Annotated in this window: 28 protein-coding genes and 3 pseudogenes; 7 read left to right on the plus strand and 24 right to left on the minus strand. The window is 64.3% G+C overall.

Annotation, left to right across the window (positions count from 1 at the left end):
* Positions 1–354: a hypothetical protein gene (locus LXX_RS01845; RefSeq protein ID WP_041767025.1), complete on the plus strand. Its 354-nt coding sequence runs from the start codon at positions 1–3 to the stop codon at positions 352–354.
* Here LXX_RS01845 and LXX_RS01850 read toward each other — a convergent pair.
* The 17 genes and pseudogenes from LXX_RS01850 to LXX_RS01935 form a co-directional block, all read right to left on the minus strand.
* The gene (locus LXX_RS01850; protein WP_011185392.1) at positions 351–737 is read right to left on the minus strand and encodes a hypothetical protein; all 387 of its coding nucleotides are present in this window, start codon (positions 735–737) and stop codon (positions 351–353) included. The two genes, LXX_RS01845 and LXX_RS01850, sit on opposite strands and share 4 nt — an antisense overlap.
* A gap of 66 nt (positions 738–803) precedes the next feature.
* Positions 804–995 (minus strand): hypothetical protein, encoded by a 192-nt coding sequence (locus LXX_RS01855; RefSeq protein ID WP_041767028.1) that lies wholly within the window; start codon positions 993–995, stop codon positions 804–806.
* A 75-nt stretch (positions 996–1,070) separates the two neighbouring features.
* Entirely contained in the window at positions 1,071–1,766 is a 696-nt protein-coding gene (locus LXX_RS01860) for a hypothetical protein (RefSeq protein ID WP_011185393.1), read from the minus strand.
* A 108-nt stretch (positions 1,767–1,874) separates the two neighbouring features.
* A complete protein-coding gene (locus tag LXX_RS01865; RefSeq protein ID WP_041767031.1) occupies positions 1,875–2,309 on the minus strand; it encodes a hypothetical protein in 435 nt (144 codons plus the stop codon).
* 320 nt (positions 2,310–2,629) lie between these two features.
* Positions 2,630–2,968 carry a hypothetical protein gene (locus LXX_RS01870; protein ID WP_011185394.1) on the minus strand — a complete coding sequence of 113 codons (339 nt, stop codon included), beginning with the start codon at positions 2,966–2,968 and terminating at the stop codon, positions 2,630–2,632.
* Positions 2,965–3,342, minus strand: a complete 378-nt coding sequence (locus LXX_RS01875) for a Gp19/Gp15/Gp42 family protein (RefSeq protein ID WP_041767034.1) — start codon at positions 3,340–3,342, stop codon at positions 2,965–2,967. Before LXX_RS01875 ends, LXX_RS01870 begins: the two co-directional genes overlap by 4 nt.
* Before the next feature lie 16 nt (positions 3,343–3,358).
* Entirely contained in the window at positions 3,359–3,670 is a 312-nt protein-coding gene (locus LXX_RS01880) for a hypothetical protein (protein WP_141692843.1), read from the minus strand.
* Between the two features lie 11 nt (positions 3,671–3,681).
* Entirely contained in the window at positions 3,682–4,611 is a 930-nt protein-coding gene (locus LXX_RS01885) for a hypothetical protein (RefSeq protein ID WP_041767039.1), read from the minus strand.
* A 27-nt stretch (positions 4,612–4,638) separates the two neighbouring features.
* Positions 4,639–5,007 carry a capsid cement protein gene (locus tag LXX_RS01890; protein WP_011185397.1) on the minus strand — a complete coding sequence of 123 codons (369 nt, stop codon included), beginning with the start codon at positions 5,005–5,007 and terminating at the stop codon, positions 4,639–4,641.
* Between the two features lie 21 nt (positions 5,008–5,028).
* On the minus strand, positions 5,029–5,586 hold the full coding sequence (locus tag LXX_RS12495) for a hypothetical protein (RefSeq protein ID WP_011185398.1): 558 nt from the start codon (positions 5,584–5,586) through the stop codon (positions 5,029–5,031).
* Between the two features lie 182 nt (positions 5,587–5,768).
* Positions 5,769–6,251 (minus strand): hypothetical protein, encoded by a 483-nt coding sequence (locus tag LXX_RS01900; protein WP_041767042.1) that lies wholly within the window; start codon positions 6,249–6,251, stop codon positions 5,769–5,771.
* Positions 6,252–6,297: 46 nt separating this feature from the next.
* Positions 6,298–7,005: a phage portal protein gene (locus tag LXX_RS16085; protein WP_011185400.1), complete on the minus strand. Its 708-nt coding sequence runs from the start codon at positions 7,003–7,005 to the stop codon at positions 6,298–6,300.
* 62 nt (positions 7,006–7,067) lie between these two features.
* On the minus strand, positions 7,068–7,754 hold the full coding sequence (locus tag LXX_RS16090; protein ID WP_011185401.1) for a phage portal protein: 687 nt from the start codon (positions 7,752–7,754) through the stop codon (positions 7,068–7,070).
* Positions 7,755–7,972: 218 nt separating this feature from the next.
* Positions 7,973–8,782: an IS21-like element ISLxx1 family helper ATPase IstB gene (istB, locus tag LXX_RS01915; protein WP_011185523.1), complete on the minus strand. Its 810-nt coding sequence runs from the start codon at positions 8,780–8,782 to the stop codon at positions 7,973–7,975.
* A pseudogene (gene istA, locus LXX_RS16505) lies at positions 8,779–10,037 on the minus strand (IS21 family transposase). Before istA ends, istB begins: the two are co-directional and overlap by 4 nt.
* Positions 10,038–10,390: 353 nt before the next feature.
* Positions 10,391–11,476, minus strand: a complete 1,086-nt coding sequence (locus LXX_RS01930) for a hypothetical protein (RefSeq protein ID WP_011185402.1) — start codon at positions 11,474–11,476, stop codon at positions 10,391–10,393.
* A complete protein-coding gene (locus LXX_RS01935; protein WP_218060903.1) occupies positions 11,430–11,675 on the minus strand; it encodes a hypothetical protein in 246 nt (81 codons plus the stop codon). The genes LXX_RS01930 and LXX_RS01935 overlap by 47 nt, the downstream gene beginning before the upstream one ends.
* Positions 11,676–11,853: 178 nt before the next feature.
* Between LXX_RS01935 and LXX_RS14065 the strand changes: the two are divergent.
* Positions 11,854–11,970 (plus strand): annotated as a pseudogene (locus LXX_RS14065) (helix-turn-helix domain-containing protein); the annotation flags it as partial.
* Between the two features lie 873 nt (positions 11,971–12,843).
* Here the strand turns inward: LXX_RS14065 and LXX_RS01940 are convergent.
* From LXX_RS01940 to LXX_RS01955, 6 genes are all read right to left on the minus strand, one after another.
* Positions 12,844–13,497, minus strand: coding sequence for a DUF7341 domain-containing protein (locus LXX_RS01940; protein WP_011185403.1), 654 nt, complete (start codon positions 13,495–13,497; stop codon positions 12,844–12,846).
* A gap of 132 nt (positions 13,498–13,629) precedes the next feature.
* Positions 13,630–13,950 (minus strand): hypothetical protein, encoded by a 321-nt coding sequence (locus tag LXX_RS14765; protein WP_041767048.1) that lies wholly within the window; start codon positions 13,948–13,950, stop codon positions 13,630–13,632.
* Between the two features lie 11 nt (positions 13,951–13,961).
* Positions 13,962–14,099: a hypothetical protein gene (locus LXX_RS15205; RefSeq protein ID WP_176714795.1), complete on the minus strand. Its 138-nt coding sequence runs from the start codon at positions 14,097–14,099 to the stop codon at positions 13,962–13,964.
* A gap of 41 nt (positions 14,100–14,140) precedes the next feature.
* Positions 14,141–14,323 carry a hypothetical protein gene (locus tag LXX_RS14070; protein ID WP_155806761.1) on the minus strand — a complete coding sequence of 61 codons (183 nt, stop codon included), beginning with the start codon at positions 14,321–14,323 and terminating at the stop codon, positions 14,141–14,143.
* The gene (locus tag LXX_RS14075; RefSeq protein ID WP_155806763.1) at positions 14,317–14,490 is read right to left on the minus strand and encodes a hypothetical protein; all 174 of its coding nucleotides are present in this window, start codon (positions 14,488–14,490) and stop codon (positions 14,317–14,319) included. Before LXX_RS14075 ends, LXX_RS14070 begins: the two co-directional genes overlap by 7 nt.
* 19 nt (positions 14,491–14,509) lie before the next feature.
* Positions 14,510–14,857 (minus strand): phage antirepressor KilAC domain-containing protein, encoded by a 348-nt coding sequence (locus LXX_RS01955; protein WP_218060904.1) that lies wholly within the window; start codon positions 14,855–14,857, stop codon positions 14,510–14,512.
* 23 nt (positions 14,858–14,880) lie between these two features.
* Between LXX_RS01955 and LXX_RS01960 the strand changes: the two are divergent.
* From LXX_RS01960 to LXX_RS13310, 5 genes and pseudogenes are all read left to right on the plus strand, one after another.
* A pseudogene (locus LXX_RS01960) lies at positions 14,881–15,390 on the plus strand (ATPase, T2SS/T4P/T4SS family); the annotation flags it as partial.
* Positions 15,383–16,306, plus strand: coding sequence for a type II secretion system F family protein (locus tag LXX_RS01965; protein ID WP_068981851.1), 924 nt, complete (start codon positions 15,383–15,385; stop codon positions 16,304–16,306). The pseudogene LXX_RS01960 and the gene LXX_RS01965, both read left to right, overlap by 8 nt.
* An 81-nt stretch (positions 16,307–16,387) precedes the next feature.
* Positions 16,388–16,567, plus strand: a complete 180-nt coding sequence (locus LXX_RS01970; RefSeq protein ID WP_011185407.1) for a DUF4244 domain-containing protein — start codon at positions 16,388–16,390, stop codon at positions 16,565–16,567.
* A 16-nt stretch (positions 16,568–16,583) separates the two neighbouring features.
* The gene (locus LXX_RS01975; RefSeq protein ID WP_011185408.1) at positions 16,584–16,892 is read left to right on the plus strand and encodes a hypothetical protein; all 309 of its coding nucleotides are present in this window, start codon (positions 16,584–16,586) and stop codon (positions 16,890–16,892) included.
* 110 nt (positions 16,893–17,002) lie between these two features.
* The gene (locus tag LXX_RS13310; RefSeq protein ID WP_068981852.1) at positions 17,003–17,368 is read left to right on the plus strand and encodes an Rv3654c family TadE-like protein; all 366 of its coding nucleotides are present in this window, start codon (positions 17,003–17,005) and stop codon (positions 17,366–17,368) included.
* 33 nt (positions 17,369–17,401) lie between these two features.
* On the opposite strand, the gene LXX_RS01985 is transcribed toward LXX_RS13310, so the two are convergent.
* Positions 17,402–17,653: a hypothetical protein gene (locus tag LXX_RS01985; protein ID WP_011185410.1), complete on the minus strand. Its 252-nt coding sequence runs from the start codon at positions 17,651–17,653 to the stop codon at positions 17,402–17,404.
* Between the last annotated feature and the right edge of the window lie 108 nt (positions 17,654–17,761).

The following is a 17,761-nucleotide window of genomic DNA, read 5'->3' on the forward strand; positions in this document are numbered from 1 at the left end:
ATGGCTGGCCTTCGTGGATTTTTTACGGCGGCCGAAGACGGGTTGCCCGATGGAGAAAGGTGCAGCGGTAGGTTTGCTCTACCAGACCGAAAGGACCCGGATGGAATATCCCAACACCAGAACATCTATTCGCAGCGCGGCTGCATCGATCGCAAACTCTGCGAGGGTGGTGGTGGGAACATCAGCCGCACCTCCACGCTGTGGTTCATTGGCTGCTGCACGGGCGGGATCGGGCTGCTGTTCCTGCCGTTTTTCAAAAAGTGCCAGTATTGCGGCCACAACATGTGGTGGAACAAGCACTACGGGCCCGACCTGCGCCAGGCTGCGTTCGCGAGCACCAATCAGACGGCTTAGCGGCCTTCGTTCTTCTTCAGAAGGGCTATGGCCTCGTCGTACGACAGTTCGGTGTAGCCGATCCGTTCAGGCCGTTGCCACGGCCTCGGGAGCGGCTTCCACTGGTTCTTTTTGGAGCTCTTCGCTCCCTGCAGGTCGATGAGATCGAGGAGCAGCATCCCCTCTCGGGAGAGCGGGTACTCCCAGTTGTTGATCGCCGCGTGTAGAGGAGACTCCGGTTGAGCGGCCGCGACGCTGACGTACGCCGCCGTCTCCTCGGGGATCCGGTAAATGTCGTCGAGCGTCAGTCCGCCTCGTCGTAGTTCGAAGACGAACGGACCTTGGTACCTCCGCCAGAGCTGTCGGAGCTCTGCGATTTTCCTCAGCCCGATGCCTCCGACCATGCCTCAAAAACGGGAGCCACGTCAGCGAGGTCAAGGATCGCGCGGAAGTCCTCCGAGAGGACATTCTCAACAAACGATGCCTACCTGTTGCTGATACGAGTCCTTCTGAGATCCGGCCATAACCTTCGGCCTCGGAACTGAATCCTGTGCGTTGATCAGCTCGAGCGGAATGCGCGTCGACAGGACGAACTGGTCGTCGCCGTAGTTGATCTTCAGCGGTTTGCGGCGAGGGGATGGGGTGATGTCAACTGTGGCCACGACGTGGCTCCTTTCAGGTGATCCAGGTAAGGCGGGGCCGGAACGTCACCTGAAAACGCCCCGGCTCCGGTCTGGTTACGCGTGCGTTCCGGCCGCCCAGCCGGTGCCCGACCAGTTGAAGTCGTAGGTGCCGATCGTGATCTTCTGACCAGTAGTCCACGCCGACGTGGGGTTGGCGGCGTATCCGAGGCCGGCGAGCTTGGCCGCGTTGGCCGAGTCGGAGGCAGTGATGTTGGCATCGGAGGCAAACACCATGCCCGGGGCGGCGGCAGAGTTGTCGTTCAGGCCCGGGTTGAAAACGCGCTCCACACCACCGTTGATGATGGAAGAGGCATACGCCTTGATCGTTACTTCGTAGCCGGTCGGGTCGCGCGCGTCGAACGTGAGGTCGCCGACCTCGACAACCTCACCCTCGGGGATCCACACGCGGCGGATGTCGGTCCCGTCGATGATATCGAACACGAACGACTGACGACCACTCGTGTTCGCCGGTTTCACGTCGAAAGTGCCGTCGCCGCCCACGGTGGTGCCGAAGTACAGGGCGACCGTGGCGCGACGGGACTCGAGCATCACGAACTTGTACGACACCGACGCCTCAGTGACCACGGTGCGCATCAACGCCGAGTTCTGCCACGCCTTGATGTCATTCGTGGAACGATCCGTGGTGCGTGTGGAACCATCCTTGCTGATGTATCCGAGGTTGTTCCACGAGGCCGGCAGGGCGGCGCTGGCAGAAGTTGGGCCGGTCGTGCCCAGCGGGGCCCGTACCATGCGCCGGTCGGCGCAACCCGGACGTTCCGGGAATCGAGAGTTCCTGTGGGCATGATTCGTCCTCCTCGCCCACTCGGGGCATAGAAAAAGCCGCCACGAGCGACGGCATCAGGGTTGTGGGTTGCTCAGGTGAACTGGGTTCCGCGGCGGGTCACGTTCGCGACCATGTACCACTGGAAAAGAATCGGTGTCGTTGGGCACCTCGACCGGACCCGCGGTGATGCGACATGCGGTGATCGGGTTCCCGTCGCGGAGACCGAGAGGAGATGCCGCTTCGAAGATCGCCCGGACGAGAAGCGCGAGATTCGCCGCATCGCCCTCGCCGTCAGCGCGCACGTTTATGCGGAGAGTAGTGTCGTTCAGGGTGTTGAACGTCCCAGTACCGGCACCGAGGTTCAGGGTAACCATGCGGCGCTTGCCGGGGATGACTTTGTTCGACACTGCCGCACCGTCTGCGTATGGCTCGGGGCGGGTGTCCAACAGTGCCTGCAGCTTCGGGATTGTCACCGCCGGCAGGTCCGAGAACAGCACGCCCTCACTCATGAGCGACGCTTCTGACGCTTCGCCTCACGCGCCTTGTACACGCGAGTCTGCTTCGGAGCGTGAGCAGAGGGAACCACCGACTGCAGTACGGCCTGAGCTGTACCGTTCGCTGCCTCATCCTCGAGCGGGATACTGGTGGTGATGATCGCGCGAGCGCACCAACGCCGCCTCGCACCGTTCGGGAGGACGACACTTCCACAGATGCGCCGGGAAGCTTGCTCGCGACCTGACCTCCGAGCTGCTGGAGGTAGGCCCGCATCTCTGGGCCGGCCATGACCTGGTCACCCCAGGCAGCTTGGTTGATCTTGACCTTGATGTTCTTACCCACGAGTCGGCTCCGTTCGCTTGACAACTACGACGGTTCCGACCGGGTCACCTGCGATGTTGTTCCACACCGTCTCGACACCCTCGGACTCGTATTCGGTTCCGCGCACCGTCCATCGATCGTTGGGGAGAGCGTCGGCCGTGTTGGGTGCGCGGAAGTACAGGGTGCCGCCATCCGATGAGATGACGGTGTCCACGCCCGTCACGTCGTTCGTGACGACGGGGGCGAAGACGTGCGCGACGAACCTTGATGTCACGGGCTTCAGGATCGGCTTGAGGTACCGATCCTTGGCCCCCGAGTCGACCATGCGTGTGCGGGTGACGGTGAGGCTCATGCGAGCCACCCCACCTTCGCCCGTGGACCATACCCGAGCGGGTCGAGTGCTTTCACCTCTTCTGCGGAGAGGTAGAGGTTGTTGTTCGGGTTCGAGTACGTCTCAGACCGTGTGAACGGGCCCGTGACTTCAGTGCCCTGTGTGACACCCTCGTTGCCGCGGTTCAACATGGCTCGACGGACCATGTTCGCCACGATCCGAACGGGCGTCGAGGTCGAGAGTGATCCGACCTCCAACCGATGGTCGACGTCGGGCCACCGCACACGGATGATGTCCGACGCATCCGAGATCAGCACGGAGGCGATCTGTTCCTCATCTGGGGTGAGGGACCGCCACCGGTCTACGACGTCTTTGACGTCCGCGAGATCAAACATGACGGCCCCCTTTCTGTTACGCCAGGGCGGCGAGGACGTCGGGCTTGCTGGTGGCATTGCCGAGGTCGACGTCGAAAGCCTTTGCGTAGGCGCGAAGCTGCTTCACCGTCCACTCCTCGGACGGGCCACCATCGGGGAACGAGTCGGACTCCTCAGCGGTCCCATCGGGGAACGAGTCCTCCTCATCGGCACCATCCGAGACGATGAACTCCTCCTCGAGGAGACGCTTGATCTCCTCCTCGGGAACGTTCGACGGGACGGGCTGGCCGGTGTACAGGTATACTTGCCGGCCAGCCTCATCGCTCGCGATCACGAGCGGTGTGCTCACCCGGTACCCCATCAGGTACCGATTTCGGTGAGCTTCCACCCCGCGGCGGGCTCAACCACGATCGGGACCGTGACGCGGCGGGCGCGCAGACGGTACTGGTCGTTCTCGTCCTCGCGGATCGACTTGACCTCGACACCGATGCCGTCCGTGGACGCGTAACCTGGGCCGCCGATGTTCTCATCGGCCATGCCGCCGAGGACGGTGGAGTCCAGCACCAGGGCGGTGTTCGCGGTGGGGAGGTTCGGGGTGACGAGCCAACGGAGGCCGTTGATCACCGGGAAGTCTCCCGTGAGGGTCGGGTTCTGTGCCGCGTTCTCACGGGACAGGTAGCCCGACGCGACGAACGCGGAGAGGGCGTTAGCCCAGGCGAGGTCCGACACCACGACAGTGTCGGGTTCGTAGCCCTGGTTGAGGGCTACGATGTTCGCCTTCGCGAGGGCCACGTCTTTGAAGATCTGCGCCGCCGTCGCCGACGTCCAGGCAGCCGCAGCAGCGGTGGTCTGGGTGACGGCGGACGAGATCGCAGACAGGGCGATCGAGTCGACGTACTTCACGTTCTGGTTTCCCAGCTTCGTGAGAGCACGGTTGACCGGCTGCATCTTTTGCCGGGAGATGGACTCATCGGTGACGATGGTGTCCTGACCCCACTTGACCGTCTTCGCAATCGACGCGACACCGGTCGGGGCACCCGTGAGAGGGTACTCCGAGCCGGGGGTAACGGCACGAGGGGTGTCGGTGGTGTAGATGGGCTCGCCGGTCTCGTACTGGACGGCGCCACCGGACACCGAGTAGCGGCCGGTCAGGAGCGAGTCGGCGATGAACCGCTGCTCGAGGATGGTCCGCAGGCGACGCGCGATAAGGGTCGGGTCGTTGAGGAACCGGGAGATGGTGACGGCGTCGCCCGAGATGGTGGGCGCGGCCGGCGGGTAAACGTACGGCATGGTTGTGTCCTTACTGGCTCGCGCCGGTTATCGGAGGAGGGAGACCTCGACGAGGGCCCCGTCTGCGGCCGTGCTGAGCGCCAGGCCGACAACGTTGTAGTCGTTGGTGCCGTTGGCGTGCATGGCGACCTTGCCGCCCGCAGCGCCCTCAACAAGCGCACCTGCGGTGATGCCGCCGGAAGCGACGATGCGCTGAACGCCCTCGCTGAACACAGTGACGTTGTCGCCGCTCGCCGCGTCGAACCCGGAAACTCCAAGCCACGACGCGGAGGCGGCTCCGGCCGGCGCTACCGTGCCGGAACCGGAAACGACCACGAGCTGGACGCCCGTGATCGCTGCCGAGGCCTGGCGCGCGAACGCCTTCCCTGGGATTTGAAGTGGAAGATACTCAGCCATTGCTGGTTCTCTCTTTCTTGGTTATTCCCCGAAAAGGGAGCTGTAGATGAGATCGCCCTCGGTCTGGGCGTCCTGTGGTGTAGCGCCCGGCTTCAGCGTGGCGACAGGCCGCGACGGAGTCGGGATCGGCTTGCCTGCCTGGAGCGCTGCGATCTGGGCTTTGAGCTGTTCGTTCTCCTGCTGTGCTTCGAGGAGCGTGGAGAGGCGCTGAGCGCGTCGCGTGAGCGTTTCCTCGTCACCGGAGCCGAGCAGCTCGAAGAAGTCCTCACCCACCTTGTGAGTCGCGGCGACCTTGTACCGCAGCGTCTCTGCCTTGGCCTCCTCCGCGTCACGAATGGCCTTGGCTGTCGCATCGGCCTGCTTCTGCGCCTCCGACTTCTGAGACTCTTCGATCTCCTGAAGTCGTCGGGCCGCTTCCGCGTTCGACTTGGCGCGGTTCTCCTGCTCGCGTGCCTTCTGCTTCCAGAAGTCGACCGTTTCGGTCGGCTTCGGCGCTTCCGGATTCGGGTCCGGCGTGACTTCTGCCGGCGCCTCGACGGGCTGCTGGGTGGGAACCTCGGGGGTGATGGGGTCGGACATGGTGTCTCCCGTTTCGGGTTGGGCGTCACCGTTGCGGCGGCGCTGGTCTAACTGACGCCCTGCTGCTCGCGCAGTTCGGACGAGATGTCGGGCAGACCCCCGGTACCGCTCGCCTTACGAGCGTCGAGATACTGCGAATACAGGTGCGACGGGTCATAGCCCTCCACAGCCGGATGCTGTGCCTACCCTGGAACGGCGACACAGTCGCAGTCCCCGTGGTATTTGTCGTGCTGGCCGGCAGTTGAGGCCGACCCGTACACGAACCCGCGAGACGCCATGACGAGGCAGAAAGCGCACGTCTTTGCCCCGGTCGGGATGCGCGCCCAACCAGCGTTGTCTCTAATCGCATTGTGGGTGATCGTGTTCCGGCCGGGCTGCAGCGCGTACTTCGCGGCTGCGAGACTCAGGTTGCCGAGAGTACTGGTGAGGTTTTCCGTGAAGAGCCCACCAGCCGCGTAACGGACCGTTTTTGTCACCGCATCCGCAGCCACGACCGGTGCCAGATCGGCCCGAAACACACCCGGTACACGCTCAAGCGATCGCTCTTGGTCAAACCAATCAGCTGACACGGTTGCGGCGATGTCGCCGTACTTCGTAGTCAGCTGCGGCATAAAGCCCAGCAGAGCGTCTCGGGCAGCCTCTGGGGTGTTCAGGTTGAGCGTCAACCAGAACCCCTCGCGATCTTGGACGATCAGTTTCGAGATGCCCTGGTTAGCTGCTCGGAGTTGCTCTACTGACTGCCGGGTTGGTATTCGAAGAACCTCCTCGACCGAGCGCCACCAACTGATCCAGAGCCGTGCGGGAACGCTGCGCTCGGATCATCTGCTCAACCTGCTCGATCCGCTGCCTGGTGAACCCAGGGATGTTGGACAGCAGAGCATCCGTGGGGATCCCGAGACCACCCGCAAGCTGCACCAGAACAGCAACCGTCTCCGAAAACGACCGCGCCTCGAAGTTCCGCCAACGGATCTCCGAGTTGTAGTCGTCCGCGGCAGCCTCATTGCCGTCGACGAGCGCACAGAGTCGCATGAGCTGCTCATGCGACTCCCCGAGGGAGGTCATGATCTCGCCACCCTCGCGGTTCTTCGCTGCCTCCAACCCTGCGAGGGTTGCGTCAGAAATGTTCGAGATACCGTCGATGCCAAGCGCCTGAGCAGGTACCTGGCCGATCGCCGCGAAGTCCCGGATCGCTGAGTTGCGGGCGTCGATGTACGGGGTGATCGTTCCGCCGTCGAGTTCGTCAATCTTGACCTCTTCGGGGTCTTCCTCGAGGTACCAGATCCGTGCGGCACCAGCCTTGAGCTCTTCCGACTCGTCCTTCGGCACCCAACCGAGCACGTACCGCTGCTTGAACGCCTGAAAATACTGGGCGACAAGCATCTCGAACGTGGTCTCGTTGATGCGCTCCTGGATGAGCATCAGCGGTTCGACGATTCCGTACTGCTCTTCGCCGGCGAGGAGGTTACGGTCGCGGTACCGGATTACCGGGGGATGCCGAGTTCGTGCTCGCTCTGGTCGATGTACTGCAACGAACCAGTCCCGTACGGGATCGCAAGCTCCGCGCCGTCCACCGCCTGCAGCGACTTCATCTCGTCACCGAACCGGTAGACGAACTCCTCATCGAACAGGGAGAAGATCCGGCTCCCATCACCAGCAACATCGACCGCGACAGCCAGCATGGGCCACTCGTCAGCCTCAGGATCCTGGTACAGGGCTGTCATCTTGCGTGGCGAGTACAGGGAAATCGCTGGTCCCTGCTGCCCACGCCCGTAAATGCCCGGCAGGACAGTCGCGTACGCGGCTCCGTAGGAGATCGCGGACCGGGTCAAACCGGTCTGCCGCGAATCCATCCGGTTTCGCTGCCACCACAGCCACGGGTCCGAGGTGTCATCGGCCCCATCCGAGGTGACCGTCTGGTAGCCGTCGACCTTCATCACCTGCGAGAACGTCTTCACCAGAAGCGGCAGATAGTTCGTCTCCGACTTGCGCGCGAGTTCCCGCATCAGCGGCGGCGCATCTTCCGGAATCTGCACTGTGGGGTGGAACAGACGGTGCGGGCTCACGTCGAGGGCAGCGTGAATCCGCTCGAGACGTGTGGCCTCGTTCAGCTTCTGGTTCTCGAGAACGGTCTTGAGAGCCACGAGGGCGTTAGCTTTGCTCAGCGCCACGGGCGTTCACCGTCCTTCATGATCATCGGAACACCGCCGCGTGACTGCGTTCCGCTTTCATCGTTCGAGCACCCCACAGGGCCAAACTGACCGCCTCAAGCGGAGTCTCATCACCACCGGGGGCGGTGGATGTCCAACCGCCTCGACGGTGTTGATGCCGAGTTGGAATGGACCCTTTTGCGCCGATTTGGGGTGGACCCCTTCTTCGTTGGTTGAGCTTAGTTCTTGTCGGTCTGTTTGATGAGGTCGCGGCGTCCGTGGGTGCGGTAGGAGTCTCCGTTGAGGGTGAGGACTTCGGAGTGGTGGACGAGGCGGTCGATCATCGCTGAAGCGACGACGTCGTCTCCGAAGATCTCGCCCCAGCGGCTGAACGGCAGGTTGCTGGTGACCATGATCGAGCCCTGTTCGTAACGGGACGCGACGAGTTGGAAGAACAGGTTCGCGGAGTCGGTGTCGAAGGGGATGTAGCCGATCTCGTCGATGATGATGAGCTTGTAACGGCGGATCTTCTTCAGTTCGGCTTCGAGCTGTCCCTGGTGGTGAGCGGCCGCGAGGCGGGCGATCCAGTTGTTCGCGGTGTCGAACAAGACACTGTGCCCGGAGTGAGTGGCCTTGACGCCAAGACCGATCGCGAGGTGGGTCTTCCCGATCCCGGGAGGGCCGAGGAGGATCACGTTCTCCGCTTTCACGACGAACGTCGATGTCGCCAGGTGTGCGAGAAGATCCTTGCGCAGCGACGGGAGGTGGTCGAGGTTGAAGTCCTCCAAGGTTTTGATCGCGGGGAAGTGCGCGGTCCGGATTCGCATCGTGGTGCCCGCTGATTCCCGGTCCGCGAGCTGGCGTTCCAGGACCGCGGCGAGGTATTCCTCATGCGCCCAGTTCTCGTCTCTGGCTCGGCCGGCGAGGTCTTCCCAAACCCTCCCGATCGTTGGCGTCTTCAACGCCCGGGCGAGATAGGCAAGCTTCGAGGAGACCTGCTTGCTGGTCTTCGGGATCGGAACGTCGCTCGTGCTGTTCTTGATGGTCATCGTGCTTCTTTCTCGTATTCGGTCGTGGTCGTGGTCGTGAAGTCGATGCCGAACAGGGCGTCGTAGTCCGACAGCGCCCGAATCTGGACGCGGTGCCCATCTGGATGTTCTCTGACCCCGGAAGGTTTCGGGCGTTGGTAGTGAGCGCGGAGCTTCGCGGCCTGTGTGACATGCTCGGGAGCCGTGATCGTTTGCCCTGTCCGCAACGACCGGAGATGCCTGCCGGCGGGTTGCCCGTTGCTGGTGATCTCGACCTCGTCCAGCGACGCCCGAATATCGACGAACCGGCCAATGAACCGGGGACGGAGTAGTCGTTCCCATCGAGGAGGACGTAATAGTCGCGGGCGAGGCGGACCCGGTGGGTGAGCCCAACGGCGGATGGCTTCGCCGGCAGCGCCAGCATCCCCGCCGTGTCAACGTTCGCGAGCTCTGTCGGGCGGGCCGCGATCGAGCGGACCTTCCGCTGATTCGCGCGGGTATCCAACCATCCGGTCAGCTGCTCGTTGAAGTCATCGACGCTCTGAAAGATCCGTCCCGGCAGGAACGAGGTCTCCAAGTCATCTGTTCGCGCGCTCGACAACACCTTTGGTCTCCGGATCTCGTGCGGGCGCGAGCTTGATCCTCGTCGCGAGCGTTCCCGCGAACGTCGCCGCGAGGATGGTGGGCTTCCCGAGACCACCGATCGCGGCTTCCCTGTCCCAGAGCAACGAGCGCGGAACCCCACCGAATCGCTGCAACAGCGACCACATGCCCGAGGTCAGGTCGTCGCCCTGCTTGGACGGGAGCATGACCGCCTCGATCCGACGGGAGAACCCGGACACATCACGAGCACAGGCAAGATCCGGTCCTGCCCGTCGCCGACCGCCACCCGCGTCTCGGGGAACCAGAGATCGCACTGGATCACCTCGCCCGCCGCATAAGAGAGCCGATCCGCCGGGTCCAGACCCAGATAGTCCAGCCGCAGTTCCGCGACACGGTCACGGAACAACGACGACGAGAACGACCATCCCACCCGCTCCGCGATCACCGACGCCGGCATCCGCGGATACTCCACCAGCAGCGCTCTGATCTGCGGCACGAATGGATCAAATTTCGAGCCCCGTGGACCCCGCGACCGGTCCGGAGGATCCTCGCCCCGCAACGCCCGCCGAACCGTGTTCCGCCCGACACCAAGATCACGCGCGATCTGCTTGATCGGGATCTTCTCCGCCCGATGCAACCGCCGGATCTCTGCCCACGTATCCACTGAAATCACCCTCCTAGCCTGGAGCCAGGGGGTCCATTCCAAGTCGGCGCTACGGGGTCCATTCTACTTTGGCGTTAACAGACGGTCACGGTCACAGACTGCGACAGCGTCATCCAGCGGGCCCTGCCCACCCGCACGGTGCGTCATCGTCTTCTCCGTAGCCGCGTTCCTGGTCATCTCACACGCCTGCAAGTACTGAGGCGTCGAGGCGACCACGATTCGCCGCGCACTGACTTTCCGGTCCAGCAGCATCTGCCTCAAGACGCCAGCACCAGCTGAACCCGAGAGAACGATCGCCCGAGCACGCTTCCACCGCGGGCGGCCATCCAGGCTTTTCTCAACGAACCAATCAGCCAGTGGAGTCAGCCCGCCTTCGACATCGCCCTCATAGGGCGGTCCAATAGTTCGACATGTACGGTCTCCGACTCGCCCTTGAACGCGCCACCCAAGGACATCCGCATCCCGTCCTGCGAGAACGCCACACCATACGCCGGCGACTCATCCGGATCCGGGATCCCCTCCAGATCCGCCCACCGAGACGCCGAGATGAATCGGGACCCGACCTGATCGGTATCCCAAATTCCGAGAGCCTCACGCTTCCACGACTCGTCCGATGGAAGATTCTTCCGCAGGCGCAGCATCGACTTCAATGGTGTCCGGTGCGGGTACGACGGGTTCGCGATCTCCCACTGTTCCCGATCATCAGGGTCAGCGTCAGTATCAGCCGAGCACTCGATATACACGGCGTCGTCAGACCCGCCCAACAACGCCTCACGACGACGTTGCTTGAACGCCTCACCCGGATCAACCGGCCGCGGAGGCGTACCCATGAAGAACAACAGCGCTCCGGCAGGGAACCGCGACTGGTTCGTCGCCGCGACCATATCCTCGAGCGCCTTCTCCGTCAGGATCTGGGCCTCGTCGAACACCTCGATGTCGACCTCGTCGAAACCACGCCCGAAGCCCTGCTCACGAGCTCCGAACATGATCACGGACCCGTTGGTGAACTCGATCTCCTGCTCACCGTTCACCGCGCGAACATTCCGCACAAACGGGGCAACCGATTTGCGCCCAACGAACCCCCGCAACGACGCGAAGGTCTTCGTCGAAGTTCGCGTGCGGTGAGCCGTCCACAGAACAGTCAGGTTCGGGAAGATCGTGCATAACGCCACAATGTTGATGCGACTGACCATGTAGGTCTTCGCCACCTGGCGAGGAATACTGAGCGTGATGCCGCCGATCGTGGCCGCGTAGTCACCATTCGCCCGCTTCGCCAGGATCAGCTTCGACGCGCCCTGCTGCCACACATCGAACTCGTCACCGAAATCACGAATCCGAGCCTCAACAGCCGGCCAACCCGTCGAAACAATCCCAGACGGAACCACAACATGACGAGCAACCTCAGAGAGCTTCCGCGTCGAACGCTTCATCTGCGACGTCGGCGGCATCCGAAGCCTCCTCGACCATCTTACGCTTCAACGCCTCAACCTCTTTCGAGATCTCAATCTGCCGACGAGACAACGCAGCAAGATCCCGAGGAGACGTGTTCTCGTTATCCAAAGCCCGAGCAATAACCCAACGCATCTGAACCAGCTCATCCAGCCGAGACCCCTGCTCAGCCGCCTGCAAAACCGACGTGATTTGCACCAGAGGCCTCCACCCTCCTCCACCGCACGCAGATTCGGTCGAGCCATGCTGGCCACCTCCTCCGGTGTCTGTCCGATAAACGGTGAGCGGGGTCCGGTCTGATCCGTATGTCGATGCCGAGTGAATAATCACCCCCTGGTGCCGTCTGAATCTTGACCCCTTCGGCACTCTTGGGAGGGTGATCGAAGTGGAAGATTGGGCGGAGATCCGCCGGTTGTACTCGGCGGATGGTTTGCCGATCAAGGAGATCGTCCGGCGCCTGAGTATCTCGCGGAACACGGTTCGGGCGGCGTTGCGGTGCGTCCTGATCGGCCGCGCCGACAAAAACTGACCCCCAAGGGGGTCAAGATTCAGACGGCGAAAAGGGGTAAGACTTCACCCGGCATTGACACCGTAAGGAGATGGCCGTGGTTGACACGACCGATTGGATGTTCAGATTCGGTTGGCTAACAGAAATTGGAGCGCCGGTACCAACCAGCAACCCGCACCGGCCATCAGTTGGAGCGTCGACACTCACACTCGCCAGACCCTCCTGCGGTGTGGAAAAAACAACGGGGAGAGATCGCGCTATACCCCGGGGTACGAGGCTGAGGGCCCGAAGGGGGTGGGTACCCCCTTTGTCACCAGATCGGAGTTGTGATGACCTTCTGAGGCGGTTTTGGTGGTTGCGGGTCACGCATCTTGTTTCCGCGTAACTGGTTGCAGCGTCGGCAGATGACGCGACCATTGCTGAGGGCGTTCGTCCCACCGTTTGCTCAAGGAATGATATGGTCTGGTTCGGCGCTGTTCGGTTTGCGTGTGATCTTGTAATCGAGCCCGACCACACAGAACAGTGCATGACGCCTTGACTCCGGCCGGCGGCTAGGACTCTCTTCCTCCAGTGGAGGTAGGGGGCAAGTCCCGTGCGTGAGGTTGCCATTGTGGTGTTCCCCTCACGGCGTGCTAGGCGCGCAGTCTTGTGAGCCTCCCCAGGAGGTTGAAGCACTCCAGGTTGGGTGGAGGCTTGATTATCTGGAACCGGATCCGACTGGACCATTCCGTCGTTTCCGGTTAGGGCTTCAGGGTGGTGGTAGGCAGAGCTCACCTGAGCGTTCCCAGTGTAGCAGGTGAAGTACCCGGTTGTGATTTGTTCATGCTGCCCCTGCTCTATGAGCGTGTCGTCGCGAGGTCAGGTGCTCAAGCTGCCCTTCTCGGTCAGTTCGTCGTGGAGTTCCATCACCGAGTCCCTCCCGTCCCAGACGGTCTTGCAGAACTGGCAGAGCGCGGAGAGGTCTTTCGGGGTTCGCCCGTCCTCGTCGAGGACATACTCGATCTTGATGGGGTACATGCCGCCGCCGTGGATGCGGTCGCCCCATTGAGTGGTGCCGCAGATGGGGCAGGCGGCTTCGATGATGAACGATTTGGGTTTCGCGAGGAGGCGTCGCATGTGGTGTGCCCACCCGTTGAGCTGTCGGATCGCCCAGCCGGGGTCGAAGTCGCGGTCGCGGTGAACGGCCCGGTACCAGGTGTTCAGATCGGTGATCGGGTTCCGTGATGGTTTCACCCCTGCTGTGGCAGCCCATGACGTGATCTGGGTTGCGATCTTCGCGTACTCAATGAGCATATGTGAGTCGAGGGGCATGCGTTCTGAGGCGGATAGTGCAGAGCCATCGTTGGATTCACCGGACGGCCACACGGCTTCACGCATTTGGGTGAGCAGTGGATCCTGTCTCACCTCATGGACCCTCTCCCACCGGCCGGTCTTCTCGTTCTTCTGAGCGATGCCGACAACTGGCTTCGTGAGCGTTTCGACCGCTGCCAGGAGCGGGTCGGTGTCGGTCATGCGGGGGTTTCCTCGTCGGCTGTCCCGCGGAACAGGTCGGACAGGTCCACCGGCAAGTGCAGGGACAGCCACAGGAACTCCTGAGCCGTGACGACGTTGCTCGCGAGAGTCGTGGTGTCTACCTCGCCCGCGTCATCCCAGACGCATCTGGATGCGTGTGCGCGCGAACTCGATCAACTCGGCCCGCACTTCTGGATTGAGGCGAACGCGGCCCACGCTCTCCACCGGGTGTCCGGTTTCGTTGAGGATCTGATTGGTTTCGGCGGCGCTCGTGCGGAGATAGGCGATGCGGTCGGCGATGCACCGATCTAACACCAGGAGGCGCTCCACAATGTATTCGGCGCAGAGTCCCTGGCGTAGCGATAGCTCCTGCTGCCATCGGGCCTCGGACTGGATGAGGCCTCGAACACCGTCCAACGTTTCGGCTGCGGTCGGGGTGGTGGGGTTGGTCATGGGGTGTTCTCCTAGAAGGGGGTGTCGTCGGCCGGTGGAACGTTGTCCCAGGGATCGGGTGTGGGTGTGGCGGCCCAGCCGGGGTTTCCTGTGGCCTCGGGGGTGTGTTTGGGGCGTTGGATGATGGTGGCGAGGGTCGGGTTGGTCACGGTGAGGTTGATCCTGGACTTCCCGTTCGCTTCCCACGCCTTCAGTTCCACACTTGTGCCGGTGAGGGTGACGAGGCTGCCCTTGCGGACGGGGAGCCGATCACCGCGTCGGCGTACTCGTCCCAGAACGCCGTCATCGCCCACACGGTGGGGCCGGCATCAACCCATTGCCCGGTCTCGTCGTCTCGCTTCCGCGGGGTGTGCGGGACGGTCACGTTCACCACCCGGTGACGTTCGGGATCACGCTCATCGTGAGCTCGTTGGCGATGAAACCCTCCACCGCGATAACCATCTTGCTCACGCCGCATTTCCTTTCGTCTCGGCGGGCTTCTTCCTCGCCCGCCGTTTCCTCATAAACGTGCACACCACCGAGAAGACCGCGCACCCCCACACAAACAACTCCTGCCCGTTCATGCGGTTACCGCCGTAAGCGCCCCAACATGGAGACGCTGCCGTAACCGGTCCACGCCTTTCACGGTGCCCCGCACCTGCGGGGCGTCGAGCACGAGGTCCCCGGTTGCGGGGTGGTGGTGGAACTGGGCCTTCTCCGCCAGGTAGCCTTTCTCCACCCGCTCCGCGTAGGCGCGCCACTTCCCATCCCCACCGCGATACACCCACCGGATCCCCTCCAACTGGGCGAACAAGCGTTGCGGACCCGTGGGAACCCCAGCACGGGACAGGATCTTCGCCGCATCCCCAACCGAGTAGTCACCCGCCGCCGAGACGATCGCATCCCACGCACCCGCACGCGGAGCCAACCGTACGTTCTCCACCGTGAGCTGCTGGCGGCGCGGGGAAGACGACCCTCCTCGCGGCGACGCTCGCCCACGCGCCGCCCACCGAGTGCCTCGTCGTGATCGAGGATGTCGCCGAACTTCGCATCCCGCCCCCGCACGTCGTCGGCCTTCAGTCGCGACAGCCGAATCTGGAGGGTGCGGGTGGGGTGGACCTGCGTCGCCTCGTCCGCGAGGCACTGCGGATGCGACCGGACCGGCTTGTCCTGGGGGAGTGCCGCGGCGCCGAGATCAGCGATCTCCTGTCGGCGCTCAACACCGGACACGACGGCGGAGCTGGAACCCTGCATGCCAACTCCATCGAGGACATCCCGGCCCGGCTCGAGGCGCTTGGGGCGCTCGCGGGCCTGGACGATCGTGCAGTGGCGCGTCAGACGGTCAGCGCTATCGGGATGGTCGTCCACGTCGAACGCTCGGGTGGGCGGCGCCGAATGGCGGGGTTCGGCCGGCTCGCGCTCGGCGGCGACGGCCGTCTGCGGGTGGTGCGGGATGACTGAGCGCGGCCGGAGGCGGCCCGGCCTCGAGGAAGACACGCTTGCCGAGGCCGTCGAGGCGCTGGGCGTGCTGCTGGAGGCGGGGGTGGCTCCGGAATCGGCTTGGGGCTATCTCGCGGAGGACTCATCGCATCCCGCGATCGGCCGCGTGGCGCGAGCGGTCTCGGCGGGGGAGCGGCCGGGGGACGCGCTCGCGCTCGTCTCGGTCCGGGCGGGCCCTGCCGTTCGGACAGTCGCGGCGGCCTGGCAGGTCGCCGAGGCCGCCGGAGCCGCGCTCTCGCCCGTGCTCCGCGGCGCCGGAGCCTCGCTCCGCGACCGCGCGGAGACGGCGCGTGAAGTGGAAGCGGCGCTAAGCGGCCCCCGGGCGACCTCACGGCTGATGACGGCCCTTCCCCTGGTGGGGCTGCTCATGGCGGCCGGGCTCGGGATCGACGTCCTCGGTGCGATCACTGGTTCGCTGATCGGCTGGGGGCTCCTCGTCGCCGGTGTCGGGCTGACGTTCGCGGGGCGGGCCTGGATGTCCCGGCTGGTCCGCTCCGCGACGGCGACGGGCCCCGTCGCAGGCATCGGACTGGATCTGATGGGGGCTGCCCTTGCGGGCGGTCTCTCCGTGCCGGGTGCGCGACGGCTCATCGGCGAGGTGCGGGAGCGTGCGGGGCTGGACACCGGCGACGATCATGTGCTCGACCGCGTGCTCCGTATCGAGGAACGCGCGGGGGCGCCGGTGGCCGATCTCCTGGCGTCCGCATCTCGGCAGGAGCGGCGCTCCGCCCGCGTCGAGGGACGAGCGCGAGCGGCGACGCTGGCTGTGCGGCTGTTGCTCCCGCTCGGTGTCTGTGTCCTCCCCGCGTTTCTCGTTCTTGGCGTCGCGCCGGTCATCCTCGCGATGATCTCATCCACAGTGATCGGTCTCCGATGACTTATCAACAGATTCGCCCGACTCGAACCACGCCCGAGCCTTCGCCGCGAGGATCGAGTCATCGACAACGAAGGAGGACCCATGCGGGAGTTCACGAACAGGCTGATCAACGAAGAACGCGGCGCGAGCACGGCCGAATACGCGGTCACCACCATGGCGGCGGTGGGCTTCGCCGGGCTGCTGCTGGTGCTGCTGCGGGGCGACGAGGTCCGTGGCATCCTGAGCGAACTGGTGAGACGTGCGCTCACGGTGGCCGGTTAGCGCCGAGCGCGGCAGCGTGACCGCAGAGTTCGCAGCCGCGCTCCCCGCCGTCATCGTCGGGCTCGGGTTGTGCATCGCCGGTGTCCAGGCCGTAGCACAGCAGGCGGTGCTGACCGATCGGGCCGCCGTGACGGCCCGGTTGCTCGGGCGCGGGGATGTTCCTCCCGATCCGCCGGGTGGACAGACGAGCACGACCGAGAGGGAAAAGGGGATGGTGTGCGTGCGGATGTCCGCCCCAGTCGCCGCGATCGGACTCGGCGGCCTCGGGCCCGCTGTGAACGCCAGGGCGTGTGCGCTGGATGAGTCGGCGGTCGAGGGGCCATGATGGCATCGGAGACACCGGGCTCACGCAGGAGGTTCGTGTCCGGTGGCGATGAGTGTGCGAGTCGCGGCGGGGAGGTGGCAGCGGCTGTGGGGTGTGGTGCGCCTTCGGGTTTGCCGCCGGCCCGGGGTGCAGCTGTCCTCCTCTCCTCGGATCGCGGAGCGGGCACCGTCTTTGTTCTGCTGATCGTGGCTGTCGTCGTGCTCGGGCTGCTCGTGATGGCGGTCTGCGGTGCGCTGGCGGCTCAGCGACGGGCGGGCGTCGCGGCGGACCTGGCAGCGCTCGCGGCGCCGGACATCGCCATTGGACGGCTGCCGGGCGAACCGTGTGAGGTCGCCCGGAGTGTCGCGAGGGCGAATGGCGCGGTGGTGAGTTCGTGTGCGATGACGGAGGCCGTCGCCCTTGTCACCGTGCAGGTGGGTTACGCCGGGATCACGGCCTCCGCATCCGCTCGAGCGGGACCGGCGGGCACACCATGAGCCGCTGCGCGGGCCGCACAGGTCGAGCATCGCTCAGTCGAACACCGTCTCCACATATCGATACGCCGCCGCGCTCGGAAGCGGCGTACGGGCGTCGCCGGGAGCGAACTCGACCTCTGCGCTGGCGGCACGTACGTATACGAAGCGCTTGCCCGCGGTGGTGGAGGGGAGTTCCAGACGGGGACGGAGCCCGTCCTCGTCGAGGAAGGTCATGGCGATGGTCTTGCCCTCAAGGGGGCCGTCTAGCAGCTTGGCGGTGTACGTCGTCGTCGAAGTCGGTGCCATACCCTTATTGTCCGCGTTCGCTGCGTGACCGCAAGACCGGTGCGGTTCGGGCGATGCGCCCAGGGCGAACGTCCGTTGAGAGGATTAGGCACACTGGCGGCTGAGGTG

Origin of the sequence: Leifsonia xyli subsp. xyli str. CTCB07 (genome assembly GCF_000007665.1) — a bacterium.
GTDB classification, from domain to species: domain Bacteria; phylum Actinomycetota; class Actinomycetes; order Actinomycetales; family Microbacteriaceae; genus Leifsonia; species Leifsonia xyli_C.